Raw genomic sequence first — 19,884 nt, 5'->3', positions numbered from 1 at the left:
GGGTGCGGTGGTGCGCGGCGAGGACCTCCAGGGTCGGGACGATGTCGTTCGGGCCCGGCGTGTGGTGGCGCCGGGCCCGTTTTCATCCTTGTGGCGTGTGGCCGGGTGGTCGTGAGTGTTTAGACGCGTTCTAACCCTCCTAAACACTCACGACCACAGCGGCAGGGCTGGAACTGCACCCGCAAACGACGGCGGCGCACCGGCCGGAGCCGGTGCGCCGCAGTTGAGGTTGCGTCAGCGGGTGCGGTGGTGCGCCGCCAGGACTTCCAGGGTCGGGACGATGTCGTTCGGGCCCGGGGTCGCCAGCCACTCGTCGCGCAGGGCTCGGGCGCCCCCGCGGTAGGACTGGTTCTCCACCACCTGCTGGACCAGCTTGCGGATCTCCTCGACCGTCTGGGTCTTGTGGTTGAGCCGCTCGCCCGCGCCCCGGTCGATGACGAAGTTGGACACCCAGGTGGCCTCCACCTTCTTGTCCGGCATCGCGTACTCGACGCTGCCGTCTTCGGCGACGGTGACCACGACGCGGGCCGCCTCGCCGGTGTCGAAGATCAGCTGCGGCACCGCGGCCCCGGTCGCCGCGGCGAGCGTGCCGATTCCGCCGTGGTAGACGACCGCGGAGCAGGTCGCCAGCAGCTGGGGCAGCGGGAGGTAGTGCACGGCCCGCACGTTCGCGGGCAGCGGCGGGAGGCCGGCGAGCTGGCCTTCGCTCAGCGTCGCCACCACCTCGATGTCGAGGTCGGCCACCGCCTCCATCAGCAGGCTCAGCCGGCTCACTTCGGGGTTCATGTCGAAGGTGAGCGCGTTCTCGAGCCGGTCGGCCTCGTCCCGCACGTGCGAGCCGGTGAACGCCTGCCGGGTGGACACCCCGAGCGAGACCGCGACGCGGGGCCGCTCCGGCTTGGTGTACAGCCAGTCGGGCAGCTCCGCGGAACCGGCGAACGGCACGTAGCGGACCGGGACCGTCTTGGCACTCGTCGGCATCCGGAGGCCGGGCGACACCGCGTCCAGCGAAAAGTGCCCGTACAGCAGGTCGTCACCCATCTCGACGCCCAATCGCGCCGCGACCGGCGCGATCATCGACCCCAGCGGGTTCTCCTCGAGACCGGCGTCGAGCACCTGCTGCCGGTAGGCGGCGAGCCGGTCGAGGCTCCACGCGTAGATGTCCGGGCCGAGCAGGAACCGCGCCTGCGCCGCGCCGCACGCCTTCGCCGCGATGGCGGCGATCGGGAACGTCGGGTCGTAGATCACCAGGTCCGGCTGCCACGTGCGGGCGAACGCCACGAGATCGGCGGCCTCCTGCCGGTCTTCGCGCAGGTAGTCGCCGCACGGCAGCAGCATGTACTGGAAGAACACGTCCCACGCGTCCCGCTCGTGCGGCTCGATGGCGAGCGCCTTCGCGTAGCGGTCGATCTCGTCGGTGCCGCTCGGCAGCCCGGCGTCCTCCAGGAAGCGGGCCTCGATCGCGTCCGGGTCGCCGAGCGGCACCGGGATCAGGCCGGCGGCCGAGATCGTCTTCGAGAGGCCGTGGAAGGACGCGACGCGCACGTCGTGGCCCGCGCTCTGCAGCCCCCACGCGGTGGTGACGAGCGGTAACAGGTGCGCGTGCGCCGGGTAGCAGGCAAACAGGACGCGCATGGGAATCTCCTTCTGGTGGCGGGTTTGCCCGGCTCGCGGGGGACGGGCTCCATCTCAGCGCCCACCCGCGGCGCGGCGCATCTCCGCCAGTGCGGGTTCAGTTCACCGGCGGGCGGTGAGCAGGGCGGACAGGGCATCGGCGAACTCCCCCGGCTGGGTCACGAAGCCGACGTGCCCGCCGGGGAAGTGCGTGATCGGGACGCCGATGCGGGCCGAGAGCACCCGGTTCGGCTGGTACGGGAAGTCGTCGCGGGAGGTGTCGCCGCCGCCGAGGACGAGCCGGCCGGCGACCGCCCGCAGCGCCTCGACGTCCGGGACGACCGCCGGGTAGTCGCGCACCTCCCGTTCGAACCACTGCGTGTGGTTGGCCCGGATGCGCGCCAGCATGTCGGCCAGCTGGTCCGGCGGGAGCTGCGCGTCGTCCGGGGGTTTCGTCGTGCCCCGCATGCCCATCCGCTCGCGGAAGATGCCCATCGCGACGACCGGGCCGGCGTCCTGGTAGGTCGCGTACAGGTTCGCGTAGAAGGCCAGCCACTCCTCGGCGTCCGGCAGCACCGAGGCCAGTGGCGGCTCGTGCACGACCGACGTGCCGACGCACCCGGGGTGCCGCGCGAGCAGCTGCAGGGCCACGATCGCGCCGGAGCTGCCGCCCAGCACGTCCGCCCGGCCGCCCGCCACGCGCTCGATGAGCGCCCGCGCGTCCTCGACGTCGGCCCCGACCCGGTCCGTGCCGTCGTCGGGCGCGTCGAGCGGGCTGCGCGAATAGGCCCGCTTGTCGTAGGTGATCACGGTGTGCCGGTCGGCGAGGGCTTCCGCCAGCGGGGTGTACGGGCCGCCGTCCCCGTTGCCGGTCGGGATCAGCAGCAGCGCCGGGCCCGTGCCGCGGACCTCGTAGTACAGGCTCGCGCCCGGCACGCGCAGCCGGTCACACGTCGCACTCAACCGTCGCCCCCATCGTGGATGTTCCGGTGGTCCCCACGAGTGTCCCCGGCGGGCGCCGCACGCCGCATCTCCTCGCGAGCCCAGCCCCGGTGTGTCCACTTCGGACGATCACGCGGTGTCGGTGACCCGCTGCACCGGCCACCGCCGGATCACCACCAGCACCGCCGCTTCCCCGTCGCCGCCGCGGATCGTCGCGGCCCGGGTCCGGGCGAAGGCCAGCACCGAACCGCGGTCGAACCGGGCGGTGGCGCCGTCCGGGGTCGTCACCTCGAGGACCCCGCGCTCGACCACGATCAGCCCGTCCGGCCACTCCGCACCGGCGAGGACGCGCGGCGGGTCCGGCGGGACGAGGACCTCCTCGCGGTGGAAGCTCCCCGGCAGCGCCCCGTCCAGCAGCGGAAGCGGGCCGTGCTCATCGCCCGGCATCTCTTGCGTCCACTGACAACAGCGGCGGCAGGCCGAAGGCGGGGAACACGTCCGGCTCGAACGTGGTGATCTCCGCGACCCGCCCGTCCGCGACGCGCAGCACGTCGAGCGAGTGCGCGCGGAACTCGTCGTCCCCGGGCCGGCACACGTACTTCGCGCACGCGGGCTGCCGGTTGGCCCGGGTCGGCACCAGCCGGAACTCGCCGTACTGGCCTTCGCCGAGCGTCTGACCGGCGAACGCCACGATCGTCTCCCGGCCGTCGTAGAGCACCGGTTGCGGCGGCATCGTCAGCCGCGCGTCGGCGCAGAGCAGCTCGGTGATCGCGTCCAGGTCGACCTTCTCGTGGGCGGCCATGTACTGCTGCAGCAGCGCGCGTTCCGCCTCGGTCGGGTCGGTGTCCGGCGCCCACTCCATGCGCCGCGGCGGCAGGTGCTCCTTGAGCGCGGCACGAGCCCGCTGCAGCCCGCTGTTGGCCGACGGGACGGACATCCCCAGCAGCTCGGCGGTGTCCTTGGCCGGCCAGCCCAGCACGTCGCGCATCACCAGCACGGCGCGCTGCCGCGGCGGCAGGTACTGGATGGCGGTGAGGAACGCGAGTTCGATCGTCTCCTTGTCGACCACGGCCGCCTGCGGGTCGCCCTCGCTCGTGCTCACGGCGTCCAGCAGCCGGTCGGGCACCGGCTGCAGCCACGGCAGTTCGCTCGGCGACGTCGCCGCCTCGGCGCCGGGACCGAGGTCGTGCGGCACCGGCTGGCGCGCGCGCCGGTCGAGGTGGTCGAGGCACGCGTTGGTCGCGATGCGGTACAGCCAGGAGCGGAACGCCGAGCGGCGCTCGAACGTGGTCCGCTTGTTCCACGCCCGGAGGAACGTCTCCTGCACCATGTCCTCGGCGTCGTCGAGCGAGCCGAGCATCCGGTAGCAGTGCACCTGCAGGGCCGCCCGGTAGCGTTCGACGAACTCGCCGAAGGCCTCACGGTCACCCGCCAGGGCCGCGGCGACCAGGGTGTGGTCCTCCTCGTCCAGCCGAGTTCCCGGTGTGCTCATGAAATCCTCCGTGCTCGAACCAGGTGGACGACTTGGGTGACGCGGGCACAACGATACGGCTCCCGGGACCGCAATTCGGCCGTCATCCCCCGTACGGAGCGGTTCCCGCACCGGCTGAGCACGTTCGGAGAACCGGCCTCCGGGCGATCGTCCCGCCGACGGCGGCGGCGACGGGACGACCGCGCCGCCGCCCTCAGCGCTTGAACCGGTTCGCCAGCTCCGCGGTGCGCCCGCGGCGGCCCCAGGCGATCACGGCCGCGACCACGGCCAGCACGACGGTGATCGTGGTGTTCGTGTGCAGGACGAAGACGTTCGTGATCGTCGCGCCGATCGACAGCGCCGCCAGGCCGAGCCCGGCCAGGCCGCTCAGCACCGGGATCAGCAGGCCCACCGCGCCCGCGAGCTCCAGCAGGCCGGTCACCACCCGGAACCACTGGCCGGCGCCGATCTCGGCGAACATGTCGACCATCTGCGGGTTGCTGGTGACCTTCGCGATGCCGGCCAGGAGGAACTCCGCCGCCACGGCGATCTGCAGCACCCACAGGACGATGTTCCACGCCTTGCCCGGACGCCCGGTCGGCTCGGCCGGGGCCTGGCGCGTGGCGAGCTTCTGTTCGGTCATCGTGGTCTCCCTCGTATCCGTCGTCCGGCGTGTTCGCCAGCCACTACCCAGTACGACGGCCGGGGCGGGAAAAAATCATCGGTGCTCGCGCCGGAACCTTCGCAAGATCCGCCCGGCGGGATAAAATGCCTGGTCAGAGCCCTGAACCGGGCAGCAAAAAGGGCCGCCACCGGATTCCTCCGGTGACGGCCCCGCGTGCTTTCGTGCCTCAGATCACCTCGACCTCGGGCACGTAGCGGATCCACTTCCCGCCGCCGTCGCGGAACGCCTGCTCCTTCGCCATGATCTCCTCGGCGTGGTTCCAGGCGAACAGCAGCGCGTAGTCCGGGTACGGGTCGGCGAAGTCCGCGGGCGGCCGGACCGGCAGGTGCGAGCCGGGCAGCAGGCGGCCCTGCTTGCCGGGGGTCGAGTCGCAGACGAACGGCACCAGGTCGGTGCCGATCCCGCAGTAGGTGGTGACCGTCGAGCTCTTGCCAGGGGCGCCGTAGCCGACGACCGTCTTGCCGTCCGCGCGCAGCTGCTGCAGCAGCGCGACCAGGTCGTCGCGGATGCGTGCGACGTTGCGGCCGAACTCCGCGAGGGTGGCCGGCTCGTTGAGCTTGCTCGACTCCTCCTCGGCCAGCAGTTCCGCCAGCCGCGCCGACGGCACCCGCGCACCCGGCCGGGCGATCGTGTAGCGCACTTCGCCGCCGTGCATGGCGATGCGCTCGGCGTCGACCAGCTCGAACCCGAACTTCGCCGCCATCGCCTGCACGGAGGCGGCACTGAAGTAGTAGACGTGCTCGTCGTAGATCTGGTCGAACGCCATACCGTTGACGATCGTGGCGAGGTAGGGCTCCTCGAACACGAACACCCCGCCCGGCGTGAGCAGCGTCTCCAGGCCGCGGAACACCGAGTCGATGTGCGCGATGTGGCAGATGGTGTTGGCGCCGAAGACGACGTCCGCCGGGCCGTGCTCGGCGTGCACCCGGACCGCGCATTCTTCGTCGAAGAAGGCGGACAGCACCTGGATGCCCTTCTCCCGCGCGATGTCCGCGACGTTGCCGGAGGGCTCCACGCCGAGGTGGCGGACACCGGCGGCGGCGATGGTGCCGAGCATGACGCCGTCGTTGCAGCCGATCTCGACGATGAACGGGTCCGGGCCGGTCAGCTCCGCCTCGAGGAAGTGCCGCGCGTCGGCCGCGAAGTGCTCGCGGTGGCTCACCGAGCCGGACGCGTGGTAGCGGTAGCCCGCGTGGTAGCGGAACTCCTGCGGCACCACGGTGACCAGCTGCACCAGGCCGCAGCCTTCGCAGGCGCCGACCGCGAGCCGGAACCGGAACTCCGCGGACACCTCCTCGGGCAGCAGGAAGCCGTTGGCCGTCGGCTGGTCGCCCAGGTCGACGAATTCGCTCACCGCGCCGTCGCACACCCGGCAAGTGGTTTCTTCCATAACTCCCTCACTGTCCTGTCGCGACCGCCCGGCGGCCGTCACACGGCTCCGTTGTCGGACAGGTTGAGCCACCAGTCGCTCGCCCGTGCCCACTCGATGGTCTTGATCAGCCCGTCCCGCAACGACGTTTCCGGGCGCCAGTCGAGGATCCGGCCCGCCTTGGCGTTGTCCGGCACGCGCCGCATCAGGTCCTCGTAGGACGCTCCGAGCTTTTCCGCGGTGTCGACGTCCACAATGGACCCGATCCCGGTCAGCTCGCCGATGAGCCGCACCACCTCGCCCACGGTGGTCTCGACCATGCTGCCGATGTTGAACGCCTCGCCGACCGCACCCGGGTGCTCCGCGGCGCGCAGCGTGCCTTCCACCGCGTCGTCGATGAAGGTGAAGCAGCGGGTCTGGCGGCCCTTGTCGTAGACCACGAGCGGCTTCCCGTTCAGCGCGCGGTGAACCGACCGGCTGACGACGTAGGCCGGGCGCTGGCGGGGGCCGTACACGTTGAAGTAGCGCACGATCGTCGCTTCGAGCCCGTGCTGGCGCGCGAAGGCGAACGTCAGGTGCTCGGCCAGCGCCTTGCTCGAGGAGTAGGACCACCGGTCGGACGCGGTCGAGCCGAGCACCCGGTCGCCGTCCTCGGGCCACGGCACCGCCGGGTTCTTGCCGAACACCTCGCTCGTCGAGCTGAGCACGACCTTGGCGCCGGCGCGGTGGGCCACCTCGAGCACGTTGCGGGTGCCGGTGAAGTTGATGTCGACGACGTCGAGGGGACGCGAGAGGTACTGGTCCACCCCCACCACGGCGGCGAGGTGGAACACGACGTCGGCGCCGGCCGCGGCCCGGCCGAGCGCGGTGATGTCCCGGAGGTCGCCTTCGACGACCCGGACCCGGTCACCGGCGGCTTCGCGCGGCGCGGCCGCGTCGAAGACGGTGACCTCGTCGCCGCGGTCCAGGAGCCGCTCCACGAGGTGGTGGCCGATGAACCCGGCACCGCCGGTGACCAGGACCCGGCGTGACACACGACCCGCCATCAGCTCGCCTCCGCCCACTCGACGCCGCCTTCGGTTTCCCGCAGCGCGCTGCCGCGGCCGACGCCCCGGTAGGAGTAGCCGGCGGCGGTCAGCTCGGCGATCCGCTCCTTCGAGTAGTAGGCGCGCCCGTCGAGCAGCACGCACGGCTTCGCCACCGGCAGGGCGGCGAAGTCGATGCTCTCGAAGTCGCGGTGCAGGGCGAGCACCGCGATGCAGTCGGCGTCGCGGACGGTTTCCTCCACCGACGCCGACGGGGCGATCCCGAACATCGGCTCGACGTGCTTCGCCTCGACGAGCGGGTCGTACACGCGCACGGTCGCGCCCGCCTTCCGCAGCGCCTTCACCGTTGCCGCGGTCGGGGTCGCCCGCAGGTCGCCGGTGTTGTTCTTGAACGCCAGGCCGAGCACGCCGACGACGGACCGCGCCGGGTCCTTGCCCTGGCGGACCAGCTCGTCGATCGCCAGCTGGGCGGTGTACTCCGGCATCCCGGCGTTGACCTCGCGGCCGGTGGCCGCGGTCCGGATGTCGACCCCGTGCTCCGAGGCGGACTTCCACACCATCCACGGGTCCTTCGTCAGGCACGAGCCGCCGACACCGACGCTCGGCAGCAGGATGTTGACGTTGCCGGTGCCCTTGGGGATGGTGTTGGCCGCGGACACGACGTCGAGGACGTCGACGCCGTAGATCGCGCAGAACTTGGCGAGCTCGTTGGCCAGCGCGATGTTCAGGTCGATCCACCAGTTGCTCGCCAGCTTGATGATCTCCGCCGCCTCCAGCGAGTCGCGCCGGATCACCTCGACGCCCAGGCCGCGCCGCCAGAACTCGACGGCGTCGCGCTGGCAGGCCTCGCTGTACCCGCCCGCGACGATCGGGAACGCACGCAGCTCGGCGAGCGCGGTGCCCTCGGCCAGCCGCTCCGGGGTGAACGCGAGGCTGAAGTCGGTGCCGCCGCGCAGGCCGCTGCGCTCCAGCTCGGGCAGCACGACCTCCCGGGTCGTGCCGGGCGGGACGGTGCTCTTGAGGACCACGAGCTGCCCGCGCCGCAGGTGCTTGCGCAGTTCACGGCAGGCGCCGATCAGCTGCTCCGAGGACAGCGAGCCGTCGTCGCGGACCGGCGTGCCGACACAGATCAGGATCACGTCCGCCGCGGCGGTCTCCGCGAAGTCGGTGGTGACCCGCAGCTTCCCCGCCTCCATGGTGCGGAAGACCAGGTCGGGCAGGCCCGCTTCCTCGATCCGGAAGTAGCCCCACGAGAGTTCCTCGATCAGCTGGGGGTCGCTGTCGATCGCGACGACGTCGAACCCGCGATCTGCGAGCGTCGCGGCAACGCACGAGCCCACGTAGCCGAAGCCGATCACGGCCACCGTGATCGGCTCGTTCTCGGACAGGAATCGCATCCGCGTCTCCAATCGATGTCGCGGTCGGCGCCGCCGGCCGCCTGTGTCCCAGGGTCACGGACGGCCGCCGCGGCGGACCACTTCTCCCTTGCCCCGAGCGGAATCGAGCACGCCGGGAGGAAGGCGCCACACCCGCACGCCAGGAGAGGCCCTCCGGGCGGGCGCGGTGGGAGTGTCGGAGACCAGTGTCCGGTCGCTAGGGGAGCCCATGAACGACCTCATCAACGTGATGCAACCCTGTCTCGGCGAACGAGAACTCGCCGCGGTGCGGGAAGTCTTCGAGAGCAACTGGATCGGCCGCGGCAAGCGCACCGCCGAGTTCGAGACGCGCTTCGCCGAGCACATCGGTGTCGGCCGGGAGCACGTCGTGTCGGTCAACTCGTGCACCGAGGCCACGTTCATCGCCATGGACCTGCTCGGCATCGGCCCCGGCGACGAGGTCGTCCTGCCGTCCATCAGCTTCGTCGGCGCCGCCAACGCGATCGCCTCCCGCGGCGCGCGGCCGGTGTTCTGCGACGTGGACGCGCACTCGCTCAACCCGCGGGTGGCGGACATCGAGGCCGCGCTGACCCCGCGCACCAAGGCGGTCATCGTCCTGCACTACGGCGGCCACCCCGGCGACGTCGTCGCGATCGCCGCGCTGTGCCGGGACCGGGGCGTCAAGCTCATCGAGGACGCCGCCATCGCCGTCGACTCCCGGGTGGACGGCCAGGCGTGCGGCACGTTCGGCGACATCGCCATGTGGAGCTTCGACCACGGCAAGATCGTGGTGACCGTCGACGGCGGCATGCTCTACGTCCGCGACCCCGAGCTGGCGGCGCGCGCGCCCAAGGTGGCCTACCTGGGCATGGAGCAGCGCAGCGGCTTCGACCAGGCCATGCGCGCCAGCACGCGCTGGTGGGACTTCGACGTCACGTCGTTCTCCCGCCGGTCGACCACCAACGACGTGCTCAGCGCGATCGGCGTCGTCCAGCTCGAGCGGCTGCCGGAGTTCGTCGCCCGCCGGGCCGAGGTCGCGGCCGCCTACGACGAGGGCTTCGCCGGCCTGGCCGGGCTGCGCCGCCCGCCCCGGCTGCCCGCGGGGCACCGGACCTGCCACTACATGTACTGGGTGCAGCTCGACCCGCAGCTGCGCGACGTCGTCGCCCGCGACCTCTACGCCCGCGGCGTCTACACGACGTTCCGGTACCCGCCGCTGCACCAGGTGCCCTCCTACGGCTGGACGACCCCGCTGCCGAACACCGAGGCGGCCGCGGCCGGCACCCTGCTGCTGCCCATGCACCAGGGGCTGAGCGACGACGACGTGCGCCGCGTCGTCGACGCCGTGCGCGAGTGCGTCACGGCACGGAACCTCGGCCAGGCCGCGTAGGCGGGCGTGATGGGCGAAGTCGACGATCCGCCGATCCGCCGGCTGTCCACGCGCCTGGTGTACCGCAACGCGTGGCTCGCGGTGCACGAGGACCGCATCGAGCGCCAGGACGGCTCGGAGGGGATCTACTCGGTCGTCGAGCGGCCCGACTTCGCGCTGGTCATGGCCACCGAGAACGACGGGTTCCACCTGGTCGACCAGTACCGCTACCCGGTGCGCGGGCGCTACTGGGAGTTCCCGCAGGGGTGCTTCCCGGACTGGGGCACCGGGACGCAGGAGGAGCTCGCCCGGGCCGAGCTGGCCGAGGAGACGGGCCTGCGCGCCGGGGCGTTGCGCCACCTGGGCCACCTGCTCGCCTGGCACGGCGCGAGCCCGCAGGCCTGCGACGTCTTCGTCGCCACGGACCTGACCCCGGGCCCGCCGGACCGGGAATCGTCCGAACAGGACATGCGGCACCGCTGGGTCACCCGGCGCGAGTTCGAACGCATGATCCGCGACGGCGAGATCAAGGACAACTCGACGGTCTCCGCCTACGGCCTGTACCTGCTCGCCGAGCGCGGCTGAGCGTCGGCACGCGGCACCGGCACCTGCGGGAAGGACTTCCCGCAGGTGCCGGTGCCCTTTGGCGAGCCGGACCGGCGGGCGGGCCCGCCTGTCCGATGTGGACTCTCGCTACGGCACGATTTCCATCTGCGCCATCATGCCGATCGAGGAATGGTCCAGGAAGTGGCAGTGGAACGGGTACTTCCCCAGGTATTCGGTGAACGTCGCCTGCACCCGGATCGTTTCGCCCGGCATGACCAGCACCGTGTCCTTGCGGCCCGCGTCGTCCAGCGTCGGCGCCGCGCCGTCGCGGGAGAGCACCCGGAACTGCTCGAGGTGCAGGTGGAACGTGTGCGGGGCACCCCACACCGTGTCGGTGTTGGTGACGTTCCAGATCTCCGTCGCGCCGCGCTTGACCTGGAAGTCCACCCGGTTCGGGTCGTAGGCCTGGTCGTTGACCAGGCCGACGTTCCCCGAGTCGTCGAACCGCATCGTGACGTTCCGCTCGACGGTCGGCGTCCCCAGCGCCGGCAGGGCTCGCAGCGTGGCGGGCACCCGGCTGGTGTCGGCCGCGGTGCGTGTCACGTCGAACCGGAGCACCGGGCCCGACACGTCGGAGAGCACGAACTTCGAGCCGATCGGCTGGTTCGAGAAGTCGACCACGATGTCCACGCGTTCCCCGGAGGTGAACGTGATGTCCGTGCGCGTCACCGGCGCCGGCAGCAGGCCGCCGTCGGAGGCGATCTGCACCATCGGGAGCCCGCCGAGGGTGAGCCGGAACCCGCGTTCGTTGCCCGTGTTCAGCAGCCGGAACCGGTACTTGCGCGCGGCGACCTGGAAGTACGGCGCCGCCACGCCGTTGACGAGCACCGTAGTGCGGTCCGGCACGGAGCTCGGCCAGACCAGGGTGCCGTTGGCGTCGATCTGGGCGTCGCGGATCATGATCGGCACGTCGTACTGCCCGCTGGGCAGGTTGAGCGCGGCTTCCGCGGGGTCGTCGATGATGTAGAAGCCGTGCAGTCCCTTGTAGACGTTCTCCGACTCGGAACCGTGCGAGTGGTCGTGGTACCAGAGCGTCGCGCCCTGCTGCTTGTTCGGGTAGTGGTACGTGCGGCTCGCGCCGGGCGCGATCAGGTCCATCGGGTAGCCGTCGTCGACCGCGGCGTTGTGGGCGCCGTGCAGGTGCACGTTGGACACCACGTCCAGCTGGTTGGTGAAGGTGACCTCCACCGGGGTGCCCGTCTTGGCCCGGATGGTCGGCCCGACGAACTGGCCGCCGAAGGTCCGCACCGGCGTCGGCTTGCCGGGCGTGAACGCGTACTGCGCGGTCTTGATGGGAATCCGGTAGACGTCGGTGCCGTCGCTGCGGCGCACGGGCGTCAGCTGCTGCGGGACCGGCATGCACTGCGTGAACGAAGCACCCAGCGCGGCGGCCGCGCGGCCCCCGCCCGCCGCCGAGCCGGCCGGCTCGTGCCCGGTGTGCTCCGTCGCGCTCGCGGACGGCCGCGTGTTCAGCGCCGAGGGCAACAGCGCCACCCCACCGGCCACGCCCCCGGCCGTCATCCACCCCAGTAGTTTTCTTCGGTTCAACATTGTCCGCTCCTCGGAGCTCATTGTTTCTTCTTGGCATCAATTACGGTGCCGCTCCCCACGGCGATCCTCTGCGGTCCAAAGGGGCGTGGGCATCTCCGTAGATGCGGAAGATCAATGCACCGGAATGGTCGCGGCCGAACGGCTGCGGGCATTCTGGCGTTCCGTGCGCGGTTCATTTCACACCGTCACCCGGGCAGTGACGAACCCGATACCGGGGGTGATGTCGGTGATTCACGCAAAAGAGATGGGCCCGGCCGCGTGGCCGAGCCCATCTCTGTCTTTCCGTGTTCGATCTGCTCCGGACCGTTACTACTCGGCCGGCGCGTGGAGCGGAACCGAAGTGGCCAGGCCGCCGTCGACACCGAGGTCCTGGCCGGTGATGAAGGCCGCCCGCGGCGACAGCAGGAAGGTCACCGCTTCGGCGATGTCCTCGGGCCGGCCGAACCGGCCGAGCGGGATCTGCGAGCGGAACGCCTCGCGCGCCTCCTCGGTCGGGGCGAGGCCGTCGAGCATCTCCGTTTCGATGTAGCCGGGACTGACCGCGTTGACCCGGATCCGCCGGCCGGCCACGTCGGAGGCGACCGAACGGGCCAGGTTGCTCACGGCGGCCTTCGTCGCGGCGTACAGCGAGGCGGGACCCACGCCGCGGTGGACGAGGTAGGTACCGTTGATCACGACGGAGCCGCCGTCGTCGAACAGCGTCAGCGCCTTCTGGATCGTGAAGAAAGCGCCCTTGAAATTGATGGCTGCGACCTGGTCGAAATCGGCCTCGGTGACAAGTGCGGTCGGGCCGCCGTAAGCCACCCCGGCGTTGACGAAAACGCCGTCCAGCCGGCCGAACCGATCCCGGATCCGGCTGATCAGCTCGTCGAGGTCGCCGGTGCGGGTCACGTCCGTGGCCACGGCGAGCACCCGGTCACCCGTGGGATCCAGCTCCTTCGCCGCGATTTCGATGCGCTCGACGCGGCGTCCGGCGATCACTACATTCGCCCCGGCGTCGACCAGTTGCTTCGCGGTGGCAAGACCAATGCCGCTCCCACCGCCGGTAATGAGAACCGTCTTACCTACGAATTCGGACATGCAACAAGATTCACATCCGCGGCATACGTTTTGCATCTCCCGCATTGCGTTGTCACCGGCCTCGATCGCGCAACGGCAGAGAAGCTTGTCGCCGCGGGCGGTGTGATGCTTGCAGGACGGCCGAATACGCCGGCGACACGATGTGAGGGCCCCTCAGGTATGTCAATCACGAATTCAGGGAGGTGACCGCGATGGGCCAGGAAGCTGGGACCCGCGCGGTGGTGCTCGGAGGCAGCATTGCCGGCCTGTTCGCAGCCAGGGTGCTCGCGGACGCCTACGACGAGGTCCTGATCGTGGACCGCGACAAGCTCGTCGGCGTCAAGGGCGTGCGGCGGTTCTGCCCGCAGAGCCACCAGGCCAACGGTCTGCTCGCCCGCGGCGTGCAGGTGATGGAGGAGCTGTTCCCCGGCCTCACCCAGGAAATGGTCGACTACGGTGTGCCGACCGGCGACCTGTCCGGCTCCTGCCGCTGGTACGCCCGGGGCAACCGGCTCAAGCAGCAGCACGCCGGCCTGACCACGCTCGGCGTGGTGCGGCCGATGTTCGAGTGGTTCATCCGCGAGCGCGTGCAGCAGTTCCCCAACGTGACCTTCGTCGAGGAGCACGACATCCTCGGCCTCACCACCACGGCCGACAAGAGCCAGGTCACCGGCGCCCGCGTGCAGAAGCGCGGCACCGACCACGACGAGGTCATCGAGGCCGACCTGGTGGTCGACGCCACCGGCCGCGGCTCGCGGACCCCGGTCTGGCTGGAGCAGCTCGGCTACGAGAAGCCGTTCGAAGAGCGCAAGAAGATCGACCTCGGCTACGTCACGCAGCACTTCCGCCTGCGCGAAGGCGCCAACGGCTTCCAGAACGACGTGGCGATCAACCAGATCGCGCACGACGTCGCGCCGCGGGGCAACGTCTTCTTCCTGGTCGAGGACGGCAAGGTCGAGCTGACCACCTACGGCATCCTCGGCGACCACCCGCCGACCGACTACGAGGGCCTGATGGCGTGGCTGAAGGCGCTGCCCGTCAAGGACGTCTACAACACGCTGCGGTACGCGGACCCGGTCGACAAGGCGATGCCGTTCAAGTTCCCGACGACGCTGCGCCGCCACTACCAGAAGCTGCGCCGCTTCCCCGAGGGCCTGCTCGTCACCGGTGACGCCGTCACCACGTTCAACCCGGTGTACGCCCAGGGCATGAGCGTCGCCGCGCTGTGCGCCCTGGTGCTGCGCCAGCACCTGCACAGCGGGGCCGCGCCGGTCCCGCAGGACTACTTCCGCGACCTGGCCACCGACGCCATCGACCAGGCGTGGGAGATGACCAACCAGATCGACCTGAGCCTGCCGGGCGTCGAGGGCGAGCGGCCGTTCAAGGTCAAGATGGGCAACTGGTTCCTCAAGCGGGTGCAGATCGCGGCCACCCACGACGGCTCCATCACCGCCGAGTACTTCAAGACGGCGGGGCTCATCCAGAAGCCGGAGGCGCTGATGAAGCCGGGCTTCGCGCTGAAGGTGCTGTGGAAGTCGCTGTTCGGCCCGGCGAAGGAAAGCCGGGAGCAGTTCACGTTCCCGGTCGCCGAAGGCGTCGAGCCGGCGTTCGGTGGGACCACCGAGCTGCCGAAGGCGGCATGACCGTTCCCTTGTTCACCCACGGCCACGACAGTCCTTCCGGGACTGTCGTGGCCGTGCCCGTATGGGCGTTACCACCACTGGAGTACCGATGACCACCGCCCACCGGACGTGTCCCATCTGCGACGCCGTCTGCGGACTGAAGATCGACCTCGACCCCGCCGGCCGCGTCACGAAGGTGCGCGGTGACAGCGACGACCCGTTCACCCAGGGCTACATCTGCCCGAAGGGCGCCAGCCTCGGCAGCCTCGACGAAGACCCGGACCGCCTGCGCCACCCCATGATCCGCGAGGGCGACGAGTGGCGGGAAGCCTCGTGGGACGAGGCGTTCGAGGCCGTCGAGCGCGGGATCACCGGCGTCATCGAGAAGTACGGCCGGGACGCGGTCGCCGTCTACTTCGGCAACCCGACCTACCACACGATGGCCGGCTTCCTGTACCGCATCCCGCTGATCCAGTCGCTGGCGACGAAGAACGTCTACTCCTCCGGCACCATCGACCACATGCCCAAGCACGTCGCTTGCGCGCACCTCTACGGCGACCCGTTCGCCATCGCCGTGCCGGACATCGACCGGACCGACTACCTGCTCGTGCTCGGCGCGAACCCGATGGAGTCGCACGGTTCCCTGTTCTGCGCCCCCGACATGCCCGCGCGGCTGCGGGCGCTGCGCGAGCGCGGCGGCAAGCTGGTCGTGGTCGACCCGCGCCGCACCCGCACCGCGAAGCACTGCGACGAGCACTTCTTCGTCCGGCCGGGCACGGACTCGGTGCTGCTGCTGGGCATCGTCCACACGCTCCTGCAGGAGAACCTGGCCAAGGTCACCCTCGACGTCGCCGGGCTCGACGAGTTGCGCGAGCTGACCGAGGAGTTCTCGCCGGCGGCGGCCGAGGTGCTGTGCGGCGTGCCCGCGGCCGACATCGCGCGGATCGCCCGCGAACTGGCCGCGGCGCCGACGGCGGTCGTGTACTCGCGCATGGGCGGGTCGGTGGTCGAGTTCGGGACCATCACGCAGTGGCTGGTCGACGTCATCAACATCCTCACCGGCAACCTGGACCGCCCCGGCGGCCCGATGTTCACCCGCACCGCCGCGCTGGAGGTGTTCCGCACCGGGCAGCCGTTCGAGTACGGCCGCTGGCACAGCCGCGTGAAGGGCTTCCCGGAGGTGCTCGGCGAGCTGCCGACGGCCACCCTGCCCGACGAGATCGAGACCCCGGGCGAAGGCCAGGTCCGCGCGCTGATCAACATCGCCGCCAACCAGGTGGTGGCGGCGCCCAACGGGCCGCGGTTCGGGCGGGCGTTCGACTCGCTGGACTTCATGGTCTGCGTCGACCCGTACCTGACGGAGACCACCCGGCGGGCGCACGTGATCCTGCCGCCGCCCCGCATCCTGCAGATGCCGCACTACGACTTCCTGATGCAGATCGTCATGGTGCGCAACTACACCCGCTACTCCCCGGCGGTGCTGCCGCTGGACGACGACCAGCGGTCGGAAGCCGAAATCCTGGCCCGGCTGACGCTGATCGCGGGCGGCGCGCCGCTGCAGGTGCCGGCGGGCGCCGTCGACGAGGGGTTCATCGAGCAGCTGCTGACCGGCGCCACGCAGATGCCCGGCTCGCCGGTCGAGGGCATGGACGTCGCCACGCTGCGCGCCACCATCGAGGGTGACGACGGGCCCGAGCAGATCCTGGACACCCTGCTGAAGTTCGGCCCCTACGGCCTTTCGCTGGCGAAGCTGAAGGAGAAGCCGAACGGCATCGACCTCGGCCCGCTGGAGCCGCGGCTGAAGGAACTGGTGTGCACGCCGTCGGGCAAGATCGAGCTCACGCCGGAGCCGATCGTCGCCGACTTCGCGCGGCTGCGGGCCCGGCTGGCCGCGCCGGTGCCGGAAATGCTGCTGATCGGACGGCGCCAGCTGCGGTCCAACAACAGCTGGCTGCACAACGTCCCGGCGCTCGTCGGCGGCAGCAACCGCTGCACCCTGCACGTCAACCCGGCCGACGTCAGCCGGCTCGGGCTCGGCGAGAAGGCGGTCGTGCGCTCGTCGGCGGGCGAGCTGGTCGTCGACGTCGAGCCGACCGACTCGATCATGCCCGGGGTGGTGAGCCTCCCCCACGGCTGGGGGCACGCGGGCAGCTCGCAGCGCGTCGCCGCCCAGCACCCCGGGGTCAACGCGAACGCGCTGACCGACGAGCTGGTCGTGGACGTGCCGTCGGGCAACGCGGTGTTCAACGGCGTACCGGTCACGGTCGGCCCGCACGCGGCCTGAGCACAGCAAAACGGGTTGCCGGCCGACAGCCGGCAACCCGTTTTCCTTGTGTGGTCAGCCGAAGCGCAACGGCAGTGAGTTCGGCCCGTGGATGCCGATCGGCGGCCGCCAGGTGAACTCCCCCGCCACCGCCGGCGGCCCCAGCCGCGCGGCCAGCGCCGGCAATGCCTCCACCAGCTCCGCCTTGGCCAGCGCGATGCCCAGGCAGTGGTGCGGTCCCGCGCCGAACTGCAGCAGCGGGGCCGCGCCGGGCACCGTGATGTCGAACGTCCCGCCGTGGGCGAAGACCCGCGGGTCCCGCTGGGCCGCCGTCACGCACACTGTGAGGAACGTGTCCTTCGCGATGGTCAGGCCCTGGTACTCGAAGTCCTCCGCCGCGAACCGGTAGATCGTCGGCGACGACGGGAGCCAGCGCATCACCTCGTCGACCGCCTGGCCCGCCAGGTCCGGGCGGCTCCCCAGCAGCCGCCACTGGTCCGGGTGCCTCGCGAACGCCACCATCGCGTTCGCGAGCTGGTGGCGGGTCGTGTCGTGCGCGGCGAAGACCGTGGTGATGATCAGGTTGCGCACCTCCGCCGGGCTCACCAGCGGATCCTCCCCCCGGGCGGCCACCAGCGCCGAGATGAGGTCGGCCGCCGGAGCGGCCTGCTTGCGGGCCATCAGCGCGTCGATGTACTCGCCGAGCCCGACGAGCGCGGTCTCCACGCGGGCCACGACGTCACCGCCGAGGGCGAGGCTGAACACCAGGCCGATGTCGGTCGTCCAGGTGTGGAACAGGTCGTGGTCCTCGGGTGGCACGCCGAGCATCTCGCTCATCACCGCCAGCGGCAGCGGGTTCGCGAAGTCCTCGACGAACTCGCACTCCCCGGCCGCGGCCAGGCCGGCCGCCAGCTTCTCCGCCCGGGTCCGGATGAACGGCCGCAGCCCGGCGATCATCTTCGGCGTGAACGCCTTGCCCACCAGGCCGCGCAGCCGCCGGTGGTGCGCCCCGTCGTGGTTCATGATCATCGGGACGAACCAGTCGTGGATCGGCCCGCCGGTGACGCCGTTCATCTCCATGAAGCGCTTGCCGTTGTGGTCGAGCCGCTGGTCGCGCAGCAACGCGTGCCCCTCGGCGTAACGCAGCACGAGCAGGCCGACCGGGCTGTCCGCGTACCAGTTCTCCGCCTGGGCCGCGGCCACCTCCGGTGTGCCGAAACCGAACCCGGGCGCGGTGACGTCCAGGAAGGGGACGCCACCGCGCGCACTGTCCACTGTGGTCGCCACGGCCGGCGTTACTGCTGCGGCGGGGCGAAGTAGTCGCGCACGACGCTGATCTGGTTGTCCATCATGGCCATCAGCCCCTGCACGATCTCCGGCGCGGCGTCGTCGGTGACCATGAACTCCCGGCGGTACTCGAGGAAACTGCGGCCGGGCTCGTTCGTCACCGGGAAGACGCGGTAGGTGGCGACGTAGTCGTAGAGGCACAGCACCGGGGCCAGGGTGCGGTAGGTGAGCGAACGGTCCACCTCGTTGCGGCCGGCCACTTCCTGCTGCACCAGGCCCTGGTTCTGCAGCATCGTGAACTCGTACCGCGACGGCACCAGTTCCGGCGATCCGCCGTCGACCCAGTGCGAGTTCCCGACCGTGTCCCCGAACAGGATCTTCACCAGGTTCAGGACGTTGCGGATCTCGGCCCACACCGTGTCCGGGTCGGCGTCGAGCACGGTGGTCTGGTACATCGTGTGCTTCGGCTTGATTGTCACGAGGAACTCCGCGGGATCGATGGGAACCGTCATCGCAAGGTAGCCGGAATTCCTTTGTGCACGGAACATTCGAGCGTGCGGACCTGGGGTTCAGCCGGCCAGCCGCCGCGGGCTCCACTGCGCCGGCCCCTTCCGGCCGAGCACCGAGGCGAGGTCCAGCAGGGACCGCTGCAGGACGCGCAGGTCGTCGGCGACCAGCGCCTGCGGACCGTCGCACCGGGCCTCTTCGGGGTGCGGGTGGACGTCGACGAGCACCCCGTCGGCACCCACCGCGACCGCCGCGCGCGAAAGCGGCAGCACGAGGTCGCGCCGCCCGCCGGAGTGCGACGGGTCGATCATCACCGGCAGGTGCGAAAGGCGCTGGACCACGGGCACGGCGGAGATGTCGAGGGTGTTGCGGGTGGCGGTCTCGAACGTGCGGATCCCGCGTTCGCACAGCACGATGTCGAGGTTGCCGCGCTGGGCGATGTACTCCGCCGCCATCAGCCACTCCTCGATGGTGGCGCTCATGCCGCGCTTGAGCAGCACCGGCTTGCCCGCCTCGCCCACCGCCTGCAGCAGCCCGAAGTTCTGCATGTTGCGCGTGCCGATCTGCAGCATGTCGGCGTACCGGGCGACCATTTCGACGTCGTGCGCGGCGACCACCTCGGTGACCACCGGCAGGCCGGTCTCGGCGCGGACGTCGGCCAGGATCCGCAGGCCGAGCTCGCCGAGCCCCTGGAACGCGTACGGCGACGTGCGCGGCTTGAACGCACCGCCGCGCAGCAGGGTCGCGCCGGCGGCCTGGGCCATCCGCGCGGCCTCCAGGGTCTGCTCCGGCGTCTCCACCGCGCACGGGCCGGCGATCAGGGTGACCGAGTCCGGTCCGATCGGCACGCCGCGGACGTGCACCGTGGACCGTTCCGGGTGGTGCTCCAGGCTGACCAGCTTGTACTTGGCGGAGATGCGGGTGACGCTGCGCACCCCCGGCATCCCGCCGAGGTTGAGGGCCTCGAACCGGTCGACCTCGCCGACCAGGCCGATGACCGTCCGGCTCACCCCGCGGCTGACGAACGCTTCGCCGCCCGCCGCCGTCACCCGGTCGACGACCGCTTCGACGTTCCCGGCCGTGGCGTCGACAGCCATGACGATGACCATGATTTCCG

At 70.9% G+C, this 19,884-nt stretch carries 17 protein-coding genes; 4 read left to right on the top strand and 13 right to left on the bottom strand.

What is annotated here, in order from left to right:
* Positions 1-234: 234 nt before the first annotated feature.
* The 8 genes from OO60_RS41430 to OO60_RS41395 form a co-directional block, all read right to left on the bottom strand.
* Positions 235-1,635 (bottom strand): nucleotide disphospho-sugar-binding domain-containing protein, encoded by a 1,401-nt coding sequence (locus OO60_RS41430; protein WP_003086624.1) that lies wholly within the window; start codon positions 1,633-1,635, stop codon positions 235-237.
* Between the two features lie 102 nt (positions 1,636-1,737).
* Complete coding sequence (locus OO60_RS41425; protein ID WP_033263419.1) at positions 1,738-2,577, bottom strand: alpha/beta fold hydrolase; 840 nt, start codon at positions 2,575-2,577, stop codon at positions 1,738-1,740.
* A 108-nt stretch (positions 2,578-2,685) separates the two neighbouring features.
* Positions 2,686-3,003, bottom strand: a complete 318-nt coding sequence (locus OO60_RS41420; RefSeq protein ID WP_003086630.1) for a hypothetical protein — start codon at positions 3,001-3,003, stop codon at positions 2,686-2,688.
* Positions 2,990-4,048 (bottom strand): sigma-70 family RNA polymerase sigma factor, encoded by a 1,059-nt coding sequence (locus OO60_RS41415; protein ID WP_003086633.1) that lies wholly within the window; start codon positions 4,046-4,048, stop codon positions 2,990-2,992. Before OO60_RS41415 ends, OO60_RS41420 begins: the two co-directional genes overlap by 14 nt.
* Before the next feature lie 193 nt (positions 4,049-4,241).
* Positions 4,242-4,670, bottom strand: a complete 429-nt coding sequence (locus tag OO60_RS41410) for a DoxX family protein (RefSeq protein WP_003086637.1) — start codon at positions 4,668-4,670, stop codon at positions 4,242-4,244.
* A 208-nt stretch (positions 4,671-4,878) separates the two neighbouring features.
* Positions 4,879-6,102, bottom strand: coding sequence for a class I SAM-dependent methyltransferase (locus OO60_RS41405; protein WP_033263418.1), 1,224 nt, complete (start codon positions 6,100-6,102; stop codon positions 4,879-4,881).
* A gap of 38 nt (positions 6,103-6,140) precedes the next feature.
* Entirely contained in the window at positions 6,141-7,127 is a 987-nt protein-coding gene (locus OO60_RS41400) for an NAD-dependent epimerase/dehydratase family protein (protein WP_033263428.1), read from the bottom strand.
* On the bottom strand, positions 7,127-8,524 hold the full coding sequence (locus OO60_RS41395; RefSeq protein ID WP_003086644.1) for a nucleotide sugar dehydrogenase: 1,398 nt from the start codon (positions 8,522-8,524) through the stop codon (positions 7,127-7,129). Before OO60_RS41395 ends, OO60_RS41400 begins: the two co-directional genes overlap by 1 nt.
* Positions 8,525-8,732: 208 nt before the next feature.
* Here OO60_RS41395 and OO60_RS41390 point away from each other — a divergent pair, with 208 nt between their 5' ends.
* Positions 8,733-9,893, top strand: a complete 1,161-nt coding sequence (locus OO60_RS41390) for a DegT/DnrJ/EryC1/StrS family aminotransferase (protein ID WP_003086646.1) — start codon at positions 8,733-8,735, stop codon at positions 9,891-9,893.
* Positions 9,894-9,902: 9 nt separating this feature from the next.
* Positions 9,903-10,457, top strand: a complete 555-nt coding sequence (locus tag OO60_RS41385; protein ID WP_003086649.1) for an NUDIX domain-containing protein — start codon at positions 9,903-9,905, stop codon at positions 10,455-10,457.
* Between the two features lie 108 nt (positions 10,458-10,565).
* Here OO60_RS41385 and OO60_RS41380 read toward each other — a convergent pair whose 3' ends face one another.
* Both OO60_RS41380 and OO60_RS41375 read right to left on the bottom strand, forming a co-directional pair.
* A complete protein-coding gene (locus tag OO60_RS41380) occupies positions 10,566-12,029 on the bottom strand; it encodes a multicopper oxidase family protein (protein ID WP_033263417.1) in 1,464 nt (487 codons plus the stop codon).
* A gap of 309 nt (positions 12,030-12,338) precedes the next feature.
* Entirely contained in the window at positions 12,339-13,109 is a 771-nt protein-coding gene (locus OO60_RS41375) for an SDR family NAD(P)-dependent oxidoreductase (protein ID WP_033263416.1), read from the bottom strand.
* Positions 13,110-13,300: 191 nt separating this feature from the next.
* Here OO60_RS41375 and OO60_RS41370 point away from each other — a divergent pair, with 191 nt between their 5' ends.
* Positions 13,301-14,731, top strand: coding sequence for an FAD-dependent oxidoreductase (locus OO60_RS41370; protein WP_003086657.1), 1,431 nt, complete (start codon positions 13,301-13,303; stop codon positions 14,729-14,731).
* A gap of 88 nt (positions 14,732-14,819) precedes the next feature.
* A complete protein-coding gene (locus tag OO60_RS41365; protein WP_003086660.1) occupies positions 14,820-16,994 on the top strand; it encodes a molybdopterin oxidoreductase family protein in 2,175 nt (724 codons plus the stop codon).
* 54 nt (positions 16,995-17,048) lie between these two features.
* Here OO60_RS41365 and OO60_RS41360 read toward each other — a convergent pair whose 3' ends face one another.
* From OO60_RS41360 to aroF, 3 genes are read right to left on the bottom strand one after another with little or no spacing between them, the layout of a single operon-like run.
* Positions 17,049-18,260 (bottom strand): cytochrome P450, encoded by a 1,212-nt coding sequence (locus tag OO60_RS41360; RefSeq protein WP_033263415.1) that lies wholly within the window; start codon positions 18,258-18,260, stop codon positions 17,049-17,051.
* Positions 18,261-18,268: 8 nt separating this feature from the next.
* Positions 18,269-18,772: an SRPBCC family protein gene (locus tag OO60_RS41355; protein WP_003086666.1), complete on the bottom strand. Its 504-nt coding sequence runs from the start codon at positions 18,770-18,772 to the stop codon at positions 18,269-18,271.
* 57 nt (positions 18,773-18,829) lie between these two features.
* Positions 18,830-19,864: a 3-deoxy-7-phosphoheptulonate synthase gene (aroF, locus tag OO60_RS41350; protein WP_205624180.1), complete on the bottom strand. Its 1,035-nt coding sequence runs from the start codon at positions 19,862-19,864 to the stop codon at positions 18,830-18,832.
* Positions 19,865-19,884: the final 20 nt, after the last annotated feature.

The sequence above is a fragment of the Amycolatopsis vancoresmycina genome (assembly GCF_000716785.1).
GTDB lineage: Bacteria > Actinomycetota > Actinomycetes > Mycobacteriales > Pseudonocardiaceae > Amycolatopsis > Amycolatopsis vancoresmycina.
Note: the sequence above shows the minus strand (reverse complement) of the source record. Positions and strands in the feature narration are given on the sequence as shown.

Bases quoted from the DNA above. Each gene is read 5' to 3' on its own strand.
- OO60_RS41355 (WP_003086666.1), bottom strand. From the start codon at position 18,772: ATGACGGTTCCCATCGATCCCGCGGAGTTCCTCGTGACAATCAAGCCG.
- OO60_RS41390 (WP_003086646.1), top strand. From the start codon at position 8,733: ATGAACGACCTCATCAACGTGATGCAACCCTGTCTCGGCGAACGAGAA.
- OO60_RS41400 (WP_033263428.1), bottom strand. From the start codon at position 7,127: ATGGCGGGTCGTGTGTCACGCCGGGTCCTGGTCACCGGCGGTGCCGGG.
- aroF (WP_205624180.1), bottom strand. From the start codon at position 19,864: ATGGCTGTCGACGCCACGGCCGGGAACGTCGAAGCGGTCGTCGACCGG.
- OO60_RS41405 (WP_033263418.1), bottom strand. From the start codon at position 6,102: ATGGAAGAAACCACTTGCCGGGTGTGCGACGGCGCGGTGAGCGAATTC.
- OO60_RS41365 (WP_003086660.1), top strand. From the start codon at position 14,820: ATGACCACCGCCCACCGGACGTGTCCCATCTGCGACGCCGTCTGCGGA.
- OO60_RS41375 (WP_033263416.1), bottom strand. From the start codon at position 13,109: ATGTCCGAATTCGTAGGTAAGACGGTTCTCATTACCGGCGGTGGGAGC.
- OO60_RS41410 (WP_003086637.1), bottom strand. From the start codon at position 4,670: ATGACCGAACAGAAGCTCGCCACGCGCCAGGCCCCGGCCGAGCCGACC.
- OO60_RS41420 (WP_003086630.1), bottom strand. From the start codon at position 3,003: ATGCCGGGCGATGAGCACGGCCCGCTTCCGCTGCTGGACGGGGCGCTG.
- OO60_RS41385 (WP_003086649.1), top strand. From the start codon at position 9,903: ATGGGCGAAGTCGACGATCCGCCGATCCGCCGGCTGTCCACGCGCCTG.
- OO60_RS41395 (WP_003086644.1), bottom strand. From the start codon at position 8,524: ATGCGATTCCTGTCCGAGAACGAGCCGATCACGGTGGCCGTGATCGGC.
- OO60_RS41370 (WP_003086657.1), top strand. From the start codon at position 13,301: ATGGGCCAGGAAGCTGGGACCCGCGCGGTGGTGCTCGGAGGCAGCATT.
- OO60_RS41415 (WP_003086633.1), bottom strand. From the start codon at position 4,048: ATGAGCACACCGGGAACTCGGCTGGACGAGGAGGACCACACCCTGGTC.
- OO60_RS41430 (WP_003086624.1), bottom strand. From the start codon at position 1,635: ATGCGCGTCCTGTTTGCCTGCTACCCGGCGCACGCGCACCTGTTACCG.
- OO60_RS41380 (WP_033263417.1), bottom strand. From the start codon at position 12,029: ATGTTGAACCGAAGAAAACTACTGGGGTGGATGACGGCCGGGGGCGTG.